Consider the following 16,709-nt stretch of genomic DNA (forward strand, 5'->3'; position numbering starts at 1 on the left):
CGCAGCGCGACGATGAAACGGATCCTGATCGTGCTGCTGGCATGCCTGGGCATGCTGCAGCTTGCCGGCTGCAACACCATGGCCGGCCTTGGCAAGGACACGCAGGCCGCCGGCAGCTCGCTCGAGCGCGCGGCCAAGAAGTAAGGAAAGAGACATGGACAAGTTCACTGTACACAGCGGCCTCGTGGCACCTCTCGACCGCGAGAACGTCGACACCGACGCCATCATCCCGAAGCAGTTCCTGAAGTCGATCAAGCGCACCGGCTTCGGCCCGAACCTGTTCGACGAGTGGCGTTACAAGGATGTCGGCGAGCCCGGCATGGACAACAGCAAGCGTCCGCTGAACCCGGACTTCGTGCTGAACCAGCCACGCTACCAGGGCGCGTCGATCCTGCTGGCGCGCCGCAACTTCGGCTGCGGCAGTTCGCGCGAGCACGCGCCGTGGGCACTGACGCAATACGGCTTCCGCGCCGTGATCGCGCCGAGCTTTGCCGACATCTTCTTCAACAACTGCTACAAGAACGGGCTGCTGCCGGTGGTCCTGAGCGAACAGCAGGTGGAGCACCTGTTCAACGAGACCAACGCGTTCAACGGCTACAAGCTGACCATCGACCTGGACAAGCAGGCCGTGATCACGCCGTCAGGCCAGGGCTATGAATTCGACATTGCCCCGTTCCGCAAGTACTGCATGCTGAACGGCTTCGACGATATCGGCCTGACCCTGCGCCACGCCGACAAGATCAAGGCGTACGAGGCCGAACGCGTGGCGAAGATGCCGTGGCTGAACAACCGCCTGGTCGGCTGAGCGCGGAAGCAGACATCAAACGAGGAAAAACAGCATGAAGATCGCAGTCCTGCCGGGTGACGGCATCGGTCCGGAAATCGTTGCGGAGGCCGTCAAGGTCCTGAACGCGCTCGACGAGAAGTTCGAGATGGAAACCGCCCCGGTGGGCGGTGCCGGCTACGAGGCCGAAGGCCATCCGCTGCCGGAAAACACGCTGAAGCTCGCCAAGGAGGCCGACGCCATCCTGTTCGGCGCCGTGGGCGACTGGAAGTACGATAGCCTCGAGCGCGCGCTGCGCCCGGAGCAGGCCATCCTGGGCCTGCGCAAGCACCTGCAGCTGTTCGCCAACTTCCGCCCGGCCATCTGCTACCCGGAACTGACCGGCGCATCGAGCCTGAAGCCGGAACTGGTGGCGGGCCTCGACATCCTGATCGTGCGCGAGCTGAACGGCGATATCTACTTCGGCCAGCCGCGCGGCGTGCGCGAGGCGCCGGACGGCCTGTTCAAGGGCGCCCGCGAAGGCTTCGACACCATGCGCTACAGCGAGCCGGAAATCCGCCGCATCGCGCACGTGGCGTTCCAGGCCGCGGCCAAGCGCGGCAAGAAGCTGTGCAGCGTGGACAAGGCCAACGTGCTGGAGACCTTCCAGTTCTGGAAGGACATCATGATCGACGTCAGCAAGGAGTATCCGGACGTCGAGCTGTCGCACATGTATGTCGACAACGCCGCCATGCAGCTGGTCAAGGCGCCCAAGAGCTTCGACGTGATCGTCACCGGCAATATGTTCGGCGACATCCTGTCGGACGAGGCCGCCATGCTGACCGGCTCGATCGGCATGCTGCCGTCGGCGTCGCTCGATGCGAACAACAAGGGCCTGTATGAGCCGTCGCACGGCTCGGCGCCGGACATCGCCGGCAAGGGCGTGGCCAATCCGCTGGCGACGATCCTGTCGGCCGCCATGATGCTGCGGTACTCGCTGAACAGGGCCGAGCAGGCAGACCGCATCGAGAATGCCGTCAAGAAGGTGCTGGCCCAGGGCTATCGCACCGGCGACATCCTGACTCCGGGCTGCAAGCAGGTCGGCACGCGTGAAATGGGCGAGGCCGTGCTGGCCGCTCTGTAAGTCACAATCCGGAAAAGGCGCTGCGCGGCAGCGCCTTTTCTTTTATTTGTCCCCGATTTTCCACGCTGCGGCGGCGCCGCAAAATCGTGTAGACTCTGCAGATGGCCCGATTTTCCCAGTCCACCCTGACTGCTGTTGCTGCCCTGACCGCTACCCGCGGCCCGGTCGGCACGATTTCGCTCGGCCAGACCGCAACGACGATTAAAACGATTACCAAAACCGCGATCGCCTAGATCCGTTCGTCGTGCCTGCCCGTCTTCCCCGCGCAGCCACGCCGGGCGAGGAAAATGGCGGGGAAGTAAAAATCACATCCGAGGTAAATCATGATTGTAGGTCTCGTCGGTTGGCGGGGAATGGTCGGCAGCGTCCTGATGCAGCGCATGCAGGAAGAGCGTGATTTCGACCATATCGAGCCCGTCTTCTTCAGCACGTCCAACGCCGGCGGCAAGGCGCCCGCCATGGCCAAGAACGAAACCACGCTCAAGGATGCCAACGACATCGAGGCACTGAAGAAGTGCGACGTGGTGCTGACCGCCCAGGGCGGCGACTACACCAATGAAGTCTTCCCGAAGCTGCGCGCGGCTGGCTGGAAGGGCTACTGGATCGACGCGGCTTCGTCGCTGCGCATGAAGGACGATGCCATCATCGTGCTGGATCCGGTCAACCAGGGCGTGATCAAGGATGCCCTGTCCAAGGGCGTGAAGAATTTCATCGGCGGCAACTGCACGGTCAGCTGCATGCTGATGGGCCTGGGTGGCCTGTTCGAGGCTGACCTGGTCGAGTGGATGACCTCGATGACCTACCAGGCCGCCTCGGGCGGCGGCGCGCAGCACATGCGCGAGCTGCTGACGCAGTTCGGCACGCTGAACGCGTCGGTCAAGCCGCTGCTGGACAATCCGGCCTCGGCCATCCTGGAAATCGACCGCCAGATCCTGGCGACCCAGCACGGCCTGTCCGCCGAAGAAACCAAGCAGTTCGGCGTGCCGCTGGCCGGCAACCTGATTCCCTGGATCGACAAGGACCTGGGCAACGGCCAGTCGCGCGAAGAATGGAAGGGCGGCGCCGAGACCAACAAGATCCTGGGCCGCGGCGAGGGCTTCCTGGGCGCGACCGGCGCCACGCCGATCGCCGTGGACGGCCTGTGCGTGCGTATTGGCGCGATGCGCTGCCATTCGCAAGCGCTGACCATCAAGCTGCGCAAGGATGTGCCGCTGGACGAGATCGAAGGCATGCTCGCCGCCCACAACCCGTGGGCCAAGGTTGTGCCGAACACCCGCGAGGCCAGCATGACCGACCTGACTCCGGCTGCCGTGACCGGTACGCTGAGCATTCCTGTCGGTCGCCTGCGCAAGATGCAGATGGGCGGCGAGTACCTGTCCGCGTTCACCGTGGGTGACCAGCTGCTGTGGGGCGCGGCCGAGCCGCTGCGCCGTATGCTGCGCATTTTGATCGAGTCCTGATCCCGGCTCTGAGCCGGCTGGAGCCTGGCGGCTTTCGTTGCAGCCAGGCAACAGAAACTACGGCTTTGCCTGCGACGCCGCGCCCATGCGCGGCGTTGTTACACCTGGGCGCCTATTTCTCCGGGCGATCAGTCACAATACGGCGGCATACGCCCGCCCGCCGACCTCGTCGGCTCGGGGGGTAATCCGGCAACGGGCACGCAAGAATGCACGCTAGCCGGGGTGAATGCTTTGGGGTCGGTTTCTATCGCTACTAAAACATAACGGAGCACAAGGTGAGTGTGAGTCAACATCGCCGGAAAGATGCGCCAACCGTCCGTCAGCGCTGGTCAACGCTGGCCGTCACGGCTATCGGCCTGCTGCTCGCGCAGCCGGCTGCTTACGCCGCGGGGTTCGGGCAATTGCGGGTACAGTCGAATCTGGGGCAGCCGCTGCAGGCCGAGATCGACATCAGCGGGGTGAGTGCAGAAGAGGCAGCCGGGCTCAGCGTCAAGCTGGCCTCCCCGGCGGCGTATGCCCGCGCGGGGCTGACCTATGCGCCGGCGGTGAGCAGCCTGCGGCTCGAGATCGAGCGCCGCCCCAATGGCAGCTACGTGGCCAAGGTCCGCTCGAGCCAGCCGATCAGCGAGCCGTTCGTCGACATCCTGGTCGACATGAGCTGGTCCAGCGGCAAGGTATCCCGCGCCTATACCTTCCTGCTTGACCCCGCCGGGGCCAAGCCTTCCAACCAGACTTTCTCGCCGACGACGGTGGTCCAGGCCGCGACGCCGGACGCATCGCCGGCTGCCGCACCCGCTCCCTCGCCGTTGCCGGAGCCTGCGCCGGCCGTCGCGCAGGGCACGCAGCCGGCTGCCCAGGCGCCGGCAAGGCCCGCGCGGCAGCCCGCCGCCCGCCGCGCGCAGGCAGCCCAGCCTGCCGCCGAGGGCGAGGCAGCGGCTAGCGGTGCCTATACGGTCAAGCGTGGCGATACGCTGTCGTCGATCGCCGGCGATGCCGTGATGGATCAGGAGGGCGTGTCGCTGGACCAGATGCTGGTCGCGCTCTACCGGAACAATCCCAATGCCTTCATTGGCGGCAACATCAATCGCCTGAAATCGGGCGCGGTGCTGCAGGTGCCTTCGCGACAGCAGGCGCAGTCCGTCGCGCCCAAGACGGCCCGCCGCGAAGTGGTCGCGCGTACGCAGGGGTTTGATGCGTACCGCAGCCGTCTGGCAGGTGCCGCCGCGGCCAAGTCGGTCGAGCCGGACAGCGGCCGCCAGCAGTCGGGGAATGTCACGGCGCGCGTGCAGGATCAGGCGGTGCCGGCCGCAGGCCCGCAGAACGAGCTCAAGCTGAGCAAGGCGGAGCGTGCGGGACAGGCCAACGCCGCGGCACAGGCCGAAGCCAGCGTCGCCCGCGAGCGGCAACTGAAGGAAGCCGAGGCGCGCCTGGCACAGCTCGAAAAGAACGTCGGCGATATGCAGAAGCTGATCGAGCTGAAGAACAGCGAGATCGCCAAGCTGACGCAGGCCAACCAGGCTGCGCTGGCCGACAAGGACAAGGCCGAGAAGGCAGCTGCCGACAAGGCCGCGAAGACCGAAGCCAAGGCGCCGACCGTGGTCGCGGCCGAGCCGCCGAAGGCGGACGCGCCGGCTGAAGCCGCGCGGGTCGCGCCAGCCGCGCCAGTGGCGCAGGCTGCTGCAGCCAGCGCCGCGGAAGCTCCGGCTGCGGTCCCGGCAGCCGCAGCGGCGGCCGCCGCTGTGCCTGGCGCGGCAGCCAGCGCCGCGCAGGCTGCGGCCCCGGCATCGGCCCCGGCCCCGGCCGTCAAGCGTCCGCCGGTGGTGGTGCAGGCGGCGCCCGCGCCCGAGCCATCATTCCTCGACGGGCTGCTGGCCAACCCCATGCTTCTGCCGGGCGGGGGCCTGCTGGTCGCGCTGCTGGGTGGTTACGTGATCTACCGCCGGCGCCAGCAGCAGAAGTCGGCCGACGGCGGTGCCTTTGGCGACAGCGTCCTGTCTCAGGAAAGCACCGTGATGGCGGGCGCCAATTCACTGTTCGGCGCCGCTGGCGGCCAGAGCGTGGATACCTCGCAGCACAGCGTGTTCGGTGCGGACTTCCGCATCGGCAACAATATGCCGGAAGCCAGCGAGGTCGACCCGATCGCCGAGGCGGAGGTCTATATCGCCTACGGGCGTGACGTGCAGGCGGAAGAAATCCTGCGTGAAGCGCTCGAGAAGGATCCGGAGCAGCAGCCGATCAGGCTCAAGCTCCTGGAGATTTACAGTAATCGTCAGGATGTGGAAGGTTTCCGCGTGATTGCAGAAGAGATGTTCGCCCAGACCGGCGGACAAGGCGCGGAATGGCTCAAGGCCGCGGAAATGGGGCGCGCACTCGATGCGGGCAATGCGTTGTTCCTGTCTGTGACGCCGGATACCAGTGGTGGCCCCGAAACGGCCACGGCGCCGGGCGATCAGTGGCGCACCCAGGATCCGTCGCACGACCCGGCCGCGCCGCGCCAGGCCGCGCTCGCCGATCTGGCCCTGCCGCTCGACGCCTTCCCGGCGCCGGCAGCCGGTGACCCGATCGTCGCGCCGGAATCGGCTGCGCTGGTATTCGGCGACACCGCTATTCACGCGGACGCGCAGCTTGAGCCGGCCGCGAAGTTCGATGATGCGTTGGACCTGACCCTGCCGGTCACCGATGGCGACGCGCTGGCGGACGTGCCGCGCCTGGACACGCCGACGCGTTCGCGCGGGCTGGATTTCGACATGTCGGGCATCTCGCTCGACCTCAATGCCGGATCCGCGGCCGAGTCCTCGGTGCCGCTGCCGTCGCCGACCATGATCCGCGACGGCAAGTTGCCCGAGCCGATCGACCTGGCCGGCATCGGCGTCAGCGACAACGACCGGGGTGCCGACACCACGCCGGGCGTCTCGCCGAGCACGCTGTCGACGGACGGCATGGATGGCGGGCGCGACATGCAGATCAAGCTTGACCTGGCGCGCGCCTACATCGAAATCGGCGACAAGGAAGGCGCGCGCGAACTGCTGCAGGAGGTTGTGGAGCAGTCGCAGGACGCCCTGCAGGCGGAGGCTCGTTCGCTGCTGCTAGAGGTAGCCTGAGTTATCATCGACGGTCCGGACAGGCGGCACGCTTGCCGCGGTCCGAAGCGATGCGCCGGAAGCGTCCCTTCCGGCGCATTTGTTTTTGTCGGCCCCAGTCCAACTGACCGGCCAGTCTTCCGCTCCATGAACCGCATCGCCATCGGCCTTCACTACGACGGTGCCGCCTTTTCCGGCTGGCAGTCGCAGCCGCATCGCAACACCGTGCAGAATCACCTCGAGGACGCTATCGAGCGTTTCGCAGGTGTGCGCTTGCTTACCACCGTGGCCGGTCGTACCGATGCCGGCGTGCACGCGCTGGGCCAGGTGATCCATCTCGACACCACGCTGGATCGCGAGATGTTCTCGTGGGTGCGGGGCATCAACGCTTTCCTGCCTCCATCGATCGCGCTGCAATGGGCGCGCCCCGTCGACGAAGGGTTCCATGCCCGTTTCCTGGCGTTCGAGCGCATGTACTACTACGCGCTCTACACCGGGCCGCACCGTGTGCCGCTCGCCCATGGCCGGGCCGGCTATCTGATGCTGCCACCGGGCCGCCGGCTCGATGTGGAGGCCATGCGGGCCGCCTCGCGCTGCCTGCTGGGCGAGCATGATTTCTCGTCGTTCCGCGCGGCCGAGTGCCAGGCCAAATCGCCGGTCAAGACCATGTACGACGTAACGCTGAAGGCGGACGGCAACTGGGTCTTTGCGCGCTTTCGCGCCAGCGCCTTCCTGCATCACATGGTGCGCAACCTGATGGGTTGCCTGGTGGCAGTGGGGCGCGGGCGTTACCCGGCGGAATGGCTGGCCGAAGTGCTGGCCAGCCGCGACCGCCGCCTGGCCGCGCCGACATTCATGCCCGATGGGCTTTACCTGGCCGACGTGAAGTATCCTGAGGCTTTCCAGATTCCGGCGGCCGACCCTTCCGCCAGCCTGTTCCACGGAGTGTTTCCCAATGACGCAGCCTGAGCGTGCCGATGCAGCGGTTGCGGCCCGCACCCGCATCAAGATCTGCGGCCTCACGCGCGAGGAAGACGTGCGCGCCGCGGTTGACGCGGGCGCCGATGCGATCGGGCTGGTGTTCTACCCGCCGAGCCCTCGCTACGTGGACCTCGCCCGGGCCGCGGAACTCGCCGAAGCCGCCGGGCCGTTCGTGTCGGTGGTCGGCCTGTTCGTCAATGCGGACATGGAGGAAGTGGCTCATGTGGCCGAGCGTGTGCCGCTTACGCTGCTCCAGTTCCATGGCGACGAGACCCCGCAGTACTGTACCCAGACCGCCCAGCGCTGCCGCCTGCCTTTTCTGCGCGCGGCGCGTGTGCGCCCGGGTCTCGATTTGATAGAATTCGCCAGTCAATACCGCGATGCCGCCGGCTTGCTGCTCGACGCCTTTGTCGAAGGCTACGGCGGTGGCGGCCACGTCTTCGACTGGACCCTGATTCCCCCGGCATGGCTCGCTTCCAACCATCCGTCCACCGGCAACCCGAACGCAAGCGACGCTCCTCGCATCGTTTTGAGTGGTGGGTTGAACGCGCAAAACGTCGCTGGCGCGATTGAACGCGTGCGGCCCTACGCTGTTGACGTCAGCAGTGGTGTCGAGGCCGCCAAGGGCGTGAAAGACCACGCCCGCATTGCCGCGTTCGTGCGCGCTGTCCGCAGTGCCGAGGCAGGATGAGCAGGGCCGCAAAGACCGGCACCTGGGCCATGCTCCCGGCGGCCCGCTGGCCGCGCCACCCGCATCGCAGTCACAATTTGCGCCCTTGCCCGCGTGAGGCAAGGCCGCTGACCTGAAGAGCCCAGACATGTACGACCTGCCCGATTCCCGTGGCCATTTCGGCCCTTATGGCGGCACCTTCGTCTCCGAGACGCTGGTCCACGCGCTCGACGAGCTGCGCGAGGCCTATGCCCATTACCAGAAAGACGCCGATTTCGACGCCGAATTCCGCCGCGAACTGAAGCACTTCGTCGGCCGTCCGTCGCCGATCTACCACGCCCAGCGCTGGAGCGAGCTGCTCGGCGGCGCGCAGGTCTACCTCAAGCGCGAGGATTTGAACCACACCGGCGCCCACAAGATCAACAACGTGATCGGCCAGGCGCTGCTGGCCAAGCGCATGGGCAAGAAGCGCGTGATCGCCGAGACCGGCGCCGGCCAGCACGGCGTGGCCACGGCCACGATTGCGGCGCGCTTCGGCATGGAGTGCGTGGTCTACATGGGCTCCGAGGACGTCAAGCGCCAGGCCGCCAACGTCTACCGCATGAAGCTGCTGGGCGCCACCGTGGTGCCGGTGGAAAGCGGCTCGCGCACGCTCAAGGACGCGCTCAACGAAGCGATGCGCGACTGGGTGACCAACGTCGAGACCACCTTCTACATCATCGGCACGGTTGCCGGCCCGCATCCGTATCCGATGATGGTGCGCGATTTCCAGTGCGTGATCGGCGAGGAAGCCAAGGTGCAGATGCCCGAAATGACCGGGCGCCAGCCGGATGCGGTGATCGCCTGCGTGGGCGGCGGCTCCAATGCGATGGGCATCTTCTACCCGTACATCGAGCACAAGGACGTGCAGCTGATCGGCGTGGAAGCCGCCGGCGATGGCCTGGACACCGGCCGTCACGCGGCCTCGCTGACCGGTGGCACGCCGGGCGTGCTGCACGGCAACCGGACCTACCTGCTGCAGGACGAGAACGGCCAGATTATCGAGACGCACTCGGTATCGGCCGGCCTGGACTATCCGGGCGTGGGTCCCGAGCATGCCTGGCTCAAGGACACCGGCCGCGCGCAGTATGTACCGATCACCGATGAAGAGGCGCTCAAGGCCTTCCATGACTGCTGTCGCATCGAGGGCATCATCCCGGCGCTGGAGTCGAGCCACGCCATCGCCTACGCGTGCAAGCTGGCGCCGACGCTGCCCAAGGACAAGCTGCTGCTGGTGAACCTGTCGGGCCGCGGCGACAAGGACATGCACACCGTGGCCGAACGCTCGGGGCTCAAGCTCTGATGCGCGCGCTGCCACCTTCCGCACCGTCGGAACTGGCCCTGGGCGGGGCTTCGGACCTGCCCGGCGCGCCGGACGCACCCGCGCTGCAGCTGTTCCAGGAGGACATGTTCGAGGGCATCGCACGCCTGCCGGACGGTTCGGTCGACCTCATCGTCGCCGATCCGCCCTACGGGCTGGGCAAGGACTACGGCAACGATTCCGACCTGCTCTCGGGCCAGGCCTACCTGGAGTGGTCCGAGCGCTGGATGGATGCCGTCTGCCCCAAGCTGTCGCCGAAGGGCACGCTGTACCTGTTCTGCACCTGGCAGTACTCGCCCGAGCTGTTCGTGATGCTCAAGCGCCGCCTGACCATGATCAACGAGATCATCTGGGACCGCCGCGTGCCGAGCATGGGGGGCACGACGCGCAAGTACTCGTCGGTGCACGACAACATCGGCTTCTTTGCCAAGGCGCGCGATTACTACTTCGACCTGGACCCGGTGCGCATTCCGTATGACCCGGAGACCAAGAAGGCGCGCAGCCGCCCGCGTTTTGAAGGCAAGAAGTGGCTCGAGATGGGCTACAACCCCAAGGACCTGTGGAGCATCTCGCGCATCCACCGGCAGGATCCGGAGCGCGCCAACCATCCCACGCAGAAGCCGCTGGAGATCGTCGAGCGCATGGTGCTGTCGAGCTGCCCGCCGGGCGGCCTGGTGCTGGATCCGTTCGCCGGCAGCGGCACGACTGCCGTGGCGTGCCTGCGCCACGGGCGGCGCTTCGCGGGCTTCGAGATCAACCCCGAGTATGTCGAGGTGGCGCGCGGACGCGTGGCAGCGGCTGTGCAACTGGCCAGGCCCGAGGCGGACCCCATCCCGAACCCAAGCCCAACATCGCCGGCTGCCAATGACGAGGATTCGTCGGCGCAGCGGCCTCACCTGATTCCCTGATATGTCCCGCATCCAGAAGACATTCGCGGCGCTGGCCGCGCAGAACAAGAAGGGCCTGATTCCGTTCATCACCGCAGGCGACCCGGAGCCTGGGCTGACCGTGGAACTGATGCACGCGCTCGTCGCGGGCGGCGCCGACGTGATCGAGCTGGGCGTGCCGTTCTCCGACCCGATGGCCGATGGCCCGGTGATCCAGCGCGCTTCGGAGCGTGCCCTGGCCAATGGCGTGTCGCTCACGCAGGTGCTGCAGTGGGTGCGCGAATTTCGCCAGACCGATGCCGACACGCCGGTCGTGCTGATGGGCTATGCCAACCCGATCGAGCGCATGGGCGAAGCGGCGTTTTCCACGGCCGCACGCGAGGCCGGCGTGGACGGCGTGCTGGTGGTCGACTATCCGCCCGAAGAGTGCGAGTCGTTCGCCGCGCTGATGCGCGACAACGGCATCGACCCGATCTTCCTGCTGGCGCCGACTTCCACCGACGACCGCATCGCGGCCGTGGGCAAGGTGGCGAGCGGCTATGTCTACTACGTCTCGCTCAAGGGCGTGACCGGTTCGGCCACACTGGACCTGGACAGCGTGGCGGCGCGCATGCCGCTGATCAAGCAGCATGTGAACCTGCCTGTTGGCGTGGGCTTCGGCATCCGCGATGCGCAGACCGCCCGGGCCATCAGCGGTGTGTCCGATGCGGTGGTGATTGGCAGCCGGCTGGTGCAACTGCTCGAAGATGCGCCGCGCGACCAGGCGGTCGCATCGCTGCGCTCGTTCATCGCCGGGATTCGCCAGGCGCTGGACGCCTGAAGTGATGATTAATCGGCCTAAAAACCGTCGAAAAGTGCCGAAGCGTGCGCGCGGTGTGCGTTCTGCTTCGGCCGAACCTTGCCGGCGTGGTAAATTCGCAGCTTGATTCCCTGCCGTTCCCTCCGGTTTCACCGGATCGATGCGTAGCGCAAGCCGAACGGCAGTCATCCGAAAGGAGCTTTCATGAGCTGGTTGGATAAACTCCTGCCCCCCAAGATTCAACAGACCGACCCCCGTACCCGCAAGGGCATTCCCGAGGGGCTGTGGGTCAAGTGCCCGTCGTGCGAGTCCACCCTGTACCGGACCGACGTCGAGGCCAACCTGCACGTCTGCCCGAAGTGCGACCACCACATGCGCATCAGCGCGCGCGCGCGCCTGGACGCGCTGCTCGACGCCGAGGGCCGCTACGAGATCGGCCAGGAGATCGTGCCGGTCGACGCGCTCAAGTTCAAGGACAGCAAGAAGTACCCCGATCGCATCAAGGCCGCCATGGATGACACCGGCGAGACCGATGCGATGGTCGTGATGGGTGGTGCGATCCACACCATCCCGGTGGTGGCGAGCTGCTTCGAGTTCGAGTTCATGGGCGGCTCGATGGGCTCCGTGGTCGGCGAGCGCTTCGTGCGCGGCGCCCAGGCCGCGCTGGAGCAGAAGGTGCCGTTCATCTGCTTTACCGCCACGGGCGGTGCGCGCATGCAGGAAAGCCTGCTGTCGCTGCTGCAGATGGCCAAGACCACGGCCATGCTGAACCAGCTCTCCGCATCCAAGCTGCCGTTCATCAGCGTGCTTACCGATCCGACCATGGGCGGCGTGTCCGCGAGCTTCGCGTTCCTGGGCGACGTGGTGATCGCCGAACCGAAGGCGCTGGTCGGCTTTGCCGGCCCGCGCGTGATCGAGCAGACGGTGCGCGAAAAGCTGCCGGAAGGCTTCCAGCGGTCGGAATTCCTGCTGCAGAAGGGCGCCATCGACATGATCGTCGACCGCCGCAAGCTGCGCGCCGAGCTGGCGCAGCTGCTGGCGCTGCTGCAGAAGCAGCCGGCTGACGCGGTCGCGTAGGACCGCAACGGTGGTACAAGCAAGGGCGCGGGCGGTTGACGCGCCTTTTGCTTTTGCTGGCGCCGCCGCGCCAACAGCGAGCTTGACTTTCGGGCCGGCTGGCCAAATCTAGTAGCAAAGCTTTTTCACCCCCTCATGCCTGTCTTCCACACCCTTCCCGAATGGCTTGCCCATCTCGAAACCGCCCATCCCGTGGGCATCGACATGGGCCTGACCCGTATCACGCGCGTCAAGGAAGCGCTGGGCCTGCGTATTGATGCCGTGGTGTTCACGGTCGGCGGCACTAATGGCAAGGGCTCGACTTGCGCCATGCTGGAGCGCATCCTGCTGGAAGCGGGCTACAAGGTGGGCTGCCATACGTCGCCGCACCTGGTGTCGTTCAACGAGCGCGCCCGCATCAATGGCGAGTTCGCCACGGACGCCCAGCTGCTGCCGCACTTCGAGGCGGTGGAACGTGCCCGCACGAGCTTTGCCGATCCGTTCAGCCTGACGTACTTCGAGTTCACCACGCTCGCGATCATCCACATGTTCGCGGCGGCCGGGCTGGATGCCATGGTGCTCGAAGTGGGGCTGGGCGGGCGGCTCGATGCCGTCAACGTGATCGATACGGACTGCGCGGTCGTCACCAGCGTCGATATCGATCACACGCAGTACCTGGGCGACACGCGCGAGAAGATCGGCTTCGAGAAGGCCGGCATCTTCCGTCCGGGCGTGCCGGCGATCTGCGGCGACCCGGTGCCGCCGCAGTCGCTGGTGGACCATGCCGAGACGATCGGCGCCGACCTGTGGCTTGTCGGGCGCGATTTCCGGCACCAGGCCGCCAAGGGGCAGGAACGCCAGCAGTGGGACTGGAGCGGGCGCGAGCGCAAGCTCAACGGCCTAGGCTATCCGGCGCTGCGCGGCGCCAACCAGTTGCTGAATGCATCGGCGGCGCTGGCTGCGCTGCAGGCGATGCGTTCGCGACTGCCTGTGAGCGCCCAGGAAGTGCGCAACGGCCTGGCGTTCGTGGAACTGCCGGGGCGCTTCCAGGTACTGCCTGGACGTCCGGCCGTGATCCTGGACGTGGCGCATAACCCGCATGCGGCGGCCACGCTCGGGCAGAACCTGGAGAACATGGGCTTCTTCCGCTACACCTACGCGGTCTTCGGCGCCATGCAGGACAAGGACATTGCGGGTGTGCTGAGCCAGGTGGCCGACAAGATCGACCACTGGTGCCTGTGCGACCTGCCGACCGAGCGCGCCGCCTCTGCCGCCGACCTGCTGCAGAAGCTGGAAGAGGGTGGTTTCCAGCCCGGGCCGGATGCCACGGCTGCCTGCTTTTCCAGCCCGGAGGCGGCTTACAGGGATGCCATCGAGAGAGCGACCGAGAATGATAGAATTCTGGTCTTCGGATCGTTCTATACCGTTGCCGGCGTGATGGCTTACCGCGCCACGCAGGCAAACTAGCCAGCAAACCAGCGGTACCGCCGCCGGTACGACCACGTGATAGCGCGGCGGTCGTGCGGCAACCGAGCGACAAACCAGCGGTCGACACCGACGCAAACGGACGGCCGCCGCACCGAACCAATCTATGGGCCTGCTTTCGCTGTTTTCTTCCCGCAAGGGCAACGACCCGGCACCCGAGCGTACGCGCCGCCAGCGTACCGACCCTGGTGCGGGCATCGCCTCGTCGCGCCGGCTGGCGGAGGAATATGCCGATGACACGCTGGATCCAGAATTCCCCCAGAAGCAGCGCGCACGCCGCCGCCTGATCGGCGCCGTGGTGCTGGTGGTGGCCGCGGTCATCGTGCTGCCGATCATCTTTGAGACCAAGCCGCGTCCGGTGTCCGAGGACGTGTCGGTCAAGGTGGCGGGCGGGCAGGGCACGCAGAAGCCGAAGGTCGAGGCGCGCAAGGCGGATCCTCTGCCGCCGGCCCCGCAGTCCCAGCAGGCCCGCGGCGACAGCGCCGAAGCGCTCGATGCCGGCGAGGAACTGGTGAGCACGCCGGCCAAGCCTGCCGCCGTGGCGGACAAGCCCGCTGCCCGCGCGGAAACCAGGCCCGCCGAGAGCAAGACGGCGGATGCCAAGCAGCAAGGCAGCGGCAAGTACCTGATCCTGATCGGCGCCTTCTCTTCGGAAGAGCGGGCGAAGAACTGGCTGGCCAAGCTCAAGGCGAGCAAGGTGCCGGCGTATGTGGAAAAGAAAGTCCTGGCCGATGGCGAGCGTATCCTGCTGCGCGCGGGCCCCTTCAGTGACCGCGATGCCGCCGATGCCGCCGACAAGCGCGTGCGCGCGGCCGGTCTGACTTCGAAGGTGGTGGAACAGTGAGCCCGCGCGGCCGCGCGTGACGCGGCCCGCTTGCAACGATGCAGCCGACTTTCTTCGACTACGCTGTCGTCTTCATCCTGCTCGCTTCCGGCCTGATCGGCGTGCTGCGCGGACTGGTCCGCGAGGTGCTGTCGCTGATGGGCTGGGTCGTGGCGTTCTGGGTTGCCTACCGTTTCGGCGGCGTGGCCGCCGGCTGGATGCCGCAGTCGCTGCCCGGCGGCGAGATCGCGCGTCATGCGCTCGGTTTCGTCACCTTGCTGATCGGCACCGTGATCGGTGCGGCGCTGGCGGGCACGGTGATCGGCCAGTTGCTGGAAAGCACCGGGCTGAAGCCGGCGGACCGCGGACTGGGGCTGGTGTTCGGGCTGCTGCGTGGCGCGCTGCTCGTGATGCTGCTGGTGACGCTGGCCGGATTGACGAAATTGCCGGAAGAGGAATTCTGGCGCGACGCGGTGAGCCGCCCCTATGTGATGCAGGCCATGGAATCGCTCAAGCCATGGCTGCCACCGGAGCTGGCGAAATACGTCAAGACATGACACTGAGGCCCGGCAGCCATGCCTGGCCGGTACGAAACGCAGGCCTTGTCCTAAGGACCGGGCTGCGCCCCTGAATCAAAGCCTTTCCTGGGAGCTTGGCATGTGCGGTATCGTCGGCGTGGTCTCAACCTCGCCTGTCAACCAACTGATTTACGACAGCCTGCTGTTGTTGCAACACCGCGGACAGGATGCTGCCGGCATCGCCACCGCCAACGGCAGTACCTTCCACATGCACAAGGCCAACGGCCTCGTGCGCGACGTGTTCCGCACGCGCAATATGCGTGGCCTGCCGGGCACGGCCGGCATCGGCCAGGTGCGCTACCCGACTGCGGGCTCGGCCTCCAGCGAGGAAGAGGCGCAGCCGTTCTACGTCAACGCGCCGTACGGCATCATCCTGGCGCACAACGGCAACCTGACCAACTGGCAGCAGCTGCGCGAAGAAATGTTCCGCCGCGATCGCCGCCACATCAACACGCACTCCGACACCGAAGTGCTGCTGAACGTGCTGGCTGACGAGCTGCAACGTGCCAGCCACGGCATGGCGCTTGATCCCGAAACGATCTTCACCGCCGTGGCCGGCATGCACCGCCGCGTGAAGGGTTCGTACGCGATTGCCGCGCAGATCGCCGACTATGGCATGCTGGCCGTGCGCGACCCGTTCGGCATCCGTCCGCTGTGCCTGGGCAGCATCGATACGCCCACCGGCAAGGAGTGGATGGTGGCGTCGGAGTCGGTGGCGCTCGAAGGCATCGGCTACCGCATGGAACGCGACGTCGCGCCGGGCGAGGCTATCTTCATCGACCTGGACGGCAAGCTGTACAGCAAGCAGTGCGCCGACAATCCGGAGCTCACGCCCTGCATTTTCGAGTACGTCTACCTGGCGCGCCCGGATTCATGCATCGATGGCGTGCCCGTCTATGATGCCCGCCTGCGCATGGGCGATTACCTGGCCGAGAAGATCCGCCAGGAAGTATCGGCCGGCGACATCGACGTGGTCATGCCGATTCCCGATTCCAGCCGCCCGGCGGCCATGCAGGTGGCCAACCGTCTGGGCGTGGGCTACCGCGAGGGCTTCTTCAAGAACCGCTACGTGGGCCGCACCTTCATCATGCCGGGCCAGGCCGTGCGCAAGAAGTCGGTGCGCCAGAAGCTCAACGCCATGGGCGTGGAGTTCAAGGGCAAGAACGTGCTGATCGTCGACGACTCGATCGTGCGCGGCACCACCTCGTTCGAGATCGTGCAGATGGCGCGCGACGCGGGCGCCAACAAGGTGATCTTCGCCTCGGCCGCTCCGCCGGTGAAGTACCCGAACGTGTACGGCATCGACATGCCGACGCGCAGCGAACTGGTGGCGCATGGCCGCACGCACGAAGAGATCGCGAAGATCATCGGCGCCGACAAGCTGGTGTACCAGGACGTGGAAGCGATGAAGCAGGCCGTACGCGACATCAATCCCGCGCTGAAGGACTTCGACGCTTCATGCTTCGACGGCCGCTACATCACCGGCGATATCGACGAGGCCTACCTGGAGCGCCTGGAAACGGCGCGCAGCCAGGCCGACCGCGAAGGCACCGGCGATATGGAGCGCTCGCAACTGCACCTGCAGCGTTCGGGCGGCAACGAGTAAGCCGCGCCGGCCCCGCG

Annotated in this window: 16 protein-coding genes; all 16 read left to right on the forward strand. The window is 66.5% G+C overall.

Going from position 1 to position 16,709, the window contains the following annotated elements; all coding sequences use genetic code 11:
- Nucleotides 1-12 precede the first annotated feature (12 nt).
- Entirely contained in the window at nucleotides 13-144 is a 132-nt protein-coding gene (locus CupriaWKF_RS04750) for an entericidin A/B family lipoprotein (protein ID WP_276099871.1), read from the forward strand.
- A 10-nt stretch (nucleotides 145-154) separates the two neighbouring features.
- Complete coding sequence (leuD, locus tag CupriaWKF_RS04755) at nucleotides 155-805, forward strand: 3-isopropylmalate dehydratase small subunit (protein WP_276099872.1); 651 nt, start codon at nucleotides 155-157, stop codon at nucleotides 803-805.
- A gap of 34 nt (nucleotides 806-839) precedes the next feature.
- Nucleotides 840-1,907 (forward strand): 3-isopropylmalate dehydrogenase, encoded by a 1,068-nt coding sequence (gene leuB, locus CupriaWKF_RS04760; RefSeq protein WP_276099873.1) that lies wholly within the window; start codon nucleotides 840-842, stop codon nucleotides 1,905-1,907.
- A gap of 101 nt (nucleotides 1,908-2,008) precedes the next feature.
- On the forward strand, nucleotides 2,009-2,140 hold the full coding sequence (locus CupriaWKF_RS04765) for a hypothetical protein (protein WP_276099874.1): 132 nt from the start codon (nucleotides 2,009-2,011) through the stop codon (nucleotides 2,138-2,140).
- 90 nt (nucleotides 2,141-2,230) lie between these two features.
- Complete coding sequence (gene asd / locus CupriaWKF_RS04770; protein WP_276099875.1) at nucleotides 2,231-3,367, forward strand: aspartate-semialdehyde dehydrogenase; 1,137 nt, start codon at nucleotides 2,231-2,233, stop codon at nucleotides 3,365-3,367.
- 275 nt (nucleotides 3,368-3,642) lie between these two features.
- Nucleotides 3,643-6,468: a FimV/HubP family polar landmark protein gene (locus CupriaWKF_RS04775; protein ID WP_276099876.1), complete on the forward strand. Its 2,826-nt coding sequence runs from the start codon at nucleotides 3,643-3,645 to the stop codon at nucleotides 6,466-6,468.
- Nucleotides 6,469-6,594: 126 nt separating this feature from the next.
- A complete protein-coding gene (gene truA, locus CupriaWKF_RS04780; protein WP_276099877.1) occupies nucleotides 6,595-7,416 on the forward strand; it encodes a tRNA pseudouridine(38-40) synthase TruA in 822 nt (273 codons plus the stop codon).
- Nucleotides 7,403-8,119, forward strand: coding sequence for a phosphoribosylanthranilate isomerase (locus CupriaWKF_RS04785; protein ID WP_276099878.1), 717 nt, complete (start codon nucleotides 7,403-7,405; stop codon nucleotides 8,117-8,119). Before truA ends, CupriaWKF_RS04785 begins: the two co-directional genes overlap by 14 nt.
- 127 nt (nucleotides 8,120-8,246) lie before the next feature.
- Nucleotides 8,247-9,440 carry a tryptophan synthase subunit beta gene (trpB, locus tag CupriaWKF_RS04790; protein ID WP_276099879.1) on the forward strand — a complete coding sequence of 398 codons (1,194 nt, stop codon included), beginning with the start codon at nucleotides 8,247-8,249 and terminating at the stop codon, nucleotides 9,438-9,440.
- A gap of 104 nt (nucleotides 9,441-9,544) precedes the next feature.
- A complete protein-coding gene (locus CupriaWKF_RS04795; protein ID WP_276100668.1) occupies nucleotides 9,545-10,366 on the forward strand; it encodes a site-specific DNA-methyltransferase in 822 nt (273 codons plus the stop codon).
- A gap of 1 nt (nucleotide 10,367) precedes the next feature.
- Nucleotides 10,368-11,165: a tryptophan synthase subunit alpha gene (gene trpA / locus CupriaWKF_RS04800; protein ID WP_276099880.1), complete on the forward strand. Its 798-nt coding sequence runs from the start codon at nucleotides 10,368-10,370 to the stop codon at nucleotides 11,163-11,165.
- Nucleotides 11,166-11,348: 183 nt separating this feature from the next.
- Nucleotides 11,349-12,221 carry an acetyl-CoA carboxylase, carboxyltransferase subunit beta gene (accD, locus tag CupriaWKF_RS04805; RefSeq protein WP_276099881.1) on the forward strand — a complete coding sequence of 291 codons (873 nt, stop codon included), beginning with the start codon at nucleotides 11,349-11,351 and terminating at the stop codon, nucleotides 12,219-12,221.
- A gap of 135 nt (nucleotides 12,222-12,356) precedes the next feature.
- Nucleotides 12,357-13,667, forward strand: coding sequence for a bifunctional tetrahydrofolate synthase/dihydrofolate synthase (folC, locus tag CupriaWKF_RS04810; RefSeq protein WP_276099882.1), 1,311 nt, complete (start codon nucleotides 12,357-12,359; stop codon nucleotides 13,665-13,667).
- A 124-nt stretch (nucleotides 13,668-13,791) separates the two neighbouring features.
- The gene (locus CupriaWKF_RS04815) at nucleotides 13,792-14,529 is read left to right on the forward strand and encodes an SPOR domain-containing protein (protein WP_276099883.1); all 738 of its coding nucleotides are present in this window, start codon (nucleotides 13,792-13,794) and stop codon (nucleotides 14,527-14,529) included.
- Nucleotides 14,530-14,567: 38 nt separating this feature from the next.
- Nucleotides 14,568-15,065, forward strand: a complete 498-nt coding sequence (locus CupriaWKF_RS04820; RefSeq protein WP_276099884.1) for a CvpA family protein — start codon at nucleotides 14,568-14,570, stop codon at nucleotides 15,063-15,065.
- Between the two features lie 100 nt (nucleotides 15,066-15,165).
- Nucleotides 15,166-16,692, forward strand: coding sequence for an amidophosphoribosyltransferase (gene purF / locus CupriaWKF_RS04825; protein ID WP_276099885.1), 1,527 nt, complete (start codon nucleotides 15,166-15,168; stop codon nucleotides 16,690-16,692).
- Nucleotides 16,693-16,709 lie beyond the last annotated feature (17 nt).

Origin of the sequence: Cupriavidus sp. WKF15 (assembly GCF_029278605.1) — a bacterium.
In the GTDB taxonomy this organism is placed as follows: Bacteria; Pseudomonadota; Gammaproteobacteria; order Burkholderiales; family Burkholderiaceae; genus Cupriavidus.

Excerpts from the sequence above, each read along its gene's own strand:
- CupriaWKF_RS04750 (WP_276099871.1), top strand. The coding sequence starts at position 13 with ATGAAACGGATCCTGATCGTGCTGCTGGCATGCCTGGGCATGCTGCAG.
- leuD (WP_276099872.1), top strand. The coding sequence starts at position 155 with ATGGACAAGTTCACTGTACACAGCGGCCTCGTGGCACCTCTCGACCGC.
- leuB (WP_276099873.1), top strand. The coding sequence starts at position 840 with ATGAAGATCGCAGTCCTGCCGGGTGACGGCATCGGTCCGGAAATCGTT.
- CupriaWKF_RS04765 (WP_276099874.1), top strand. The coding sequence starts at position 2,009 with ATGGCCCGATTTTCCCAGTCCACCCTGACTGCTGTTGCTGCCCTGACC.
- asd (WP_276099875.1), top strand. The coding sequence starts at position 2,231 with ATGATTGTAGGTCTCGTCGGTTGGCGGGGAATGGTCGGCAGCGTCCTG.
- truA (WP_276099877.1), top strand. The coding sequence starts at position 6,595 with ATGAACCGCATCGCCATCGGCCTTCACTACGACGGTGCCGCCTTTTCC.
- CupriaWKF_RS04785 (WP_276099878.1), top strand. The coding sequence starts at position 7,403 with ATGACGCAGCCTGAGCGTGCCGATGCAGCGGTTGCGGCCCGCACCCGC.
- trpB (WP_276099879.1), top strand. The coding sequence starts at position 8,247 with ATGTACGACCTGCCCGATTCCCGTGGCCATTTCGGCCCTTATGGCGGC.
- CupriaWKF_RS04795 (WP_276100668.1), top strand. The coding sequence starts at position 9,545 with ATGTTCGAGGGCATCGCACGCCTGCCGGACGGTTCGGTCGACCTCATC.
- trpA (WP_276099880.1), top strand. The coding sequence starts at position 10,368 with ATGTCCCGCATCCAGAAGACATTCGCGGCGCTGGCCGCGCAGAACAAG.
- accD (WP_276099881.1), top strand. The coding sequence starts at position 11,349 with ATGAGCTGGTTGGATAAACTCCTGCCCCCCAAGATTCAACAGACCGAC.
- folC (WP_276099882.1), top strand. The coding sequence starts at position 12,357 with ATGCCTGTCTTCCACACCCTTCCCGAATGGCTTGCCCATCTCGAAACC.
- CupriaWKF_RS04815 (WP_276099883.1), top strand. The coding sequence starts at position 13,792 with ATGGGCCTGCTTTCGCTGTTTTCTTCCCGCAAGGGCAACGACCCGGCA.
- CupriaWKF_RS04820 (WP_276099884.1), top strand. The coding sequence starts at position 14,568 with ATGCAGCCGACTTTCTTCGACTACGCTGTCGTCTTCATCCTGCTCGCT.
- purF (WP_276099885.1), top strand. The coding sequence starts at position 15,166 with ATGTGCGGTATCGTCGGCGTGGTCTCAACCTCGCCTGTCAACCAACTG.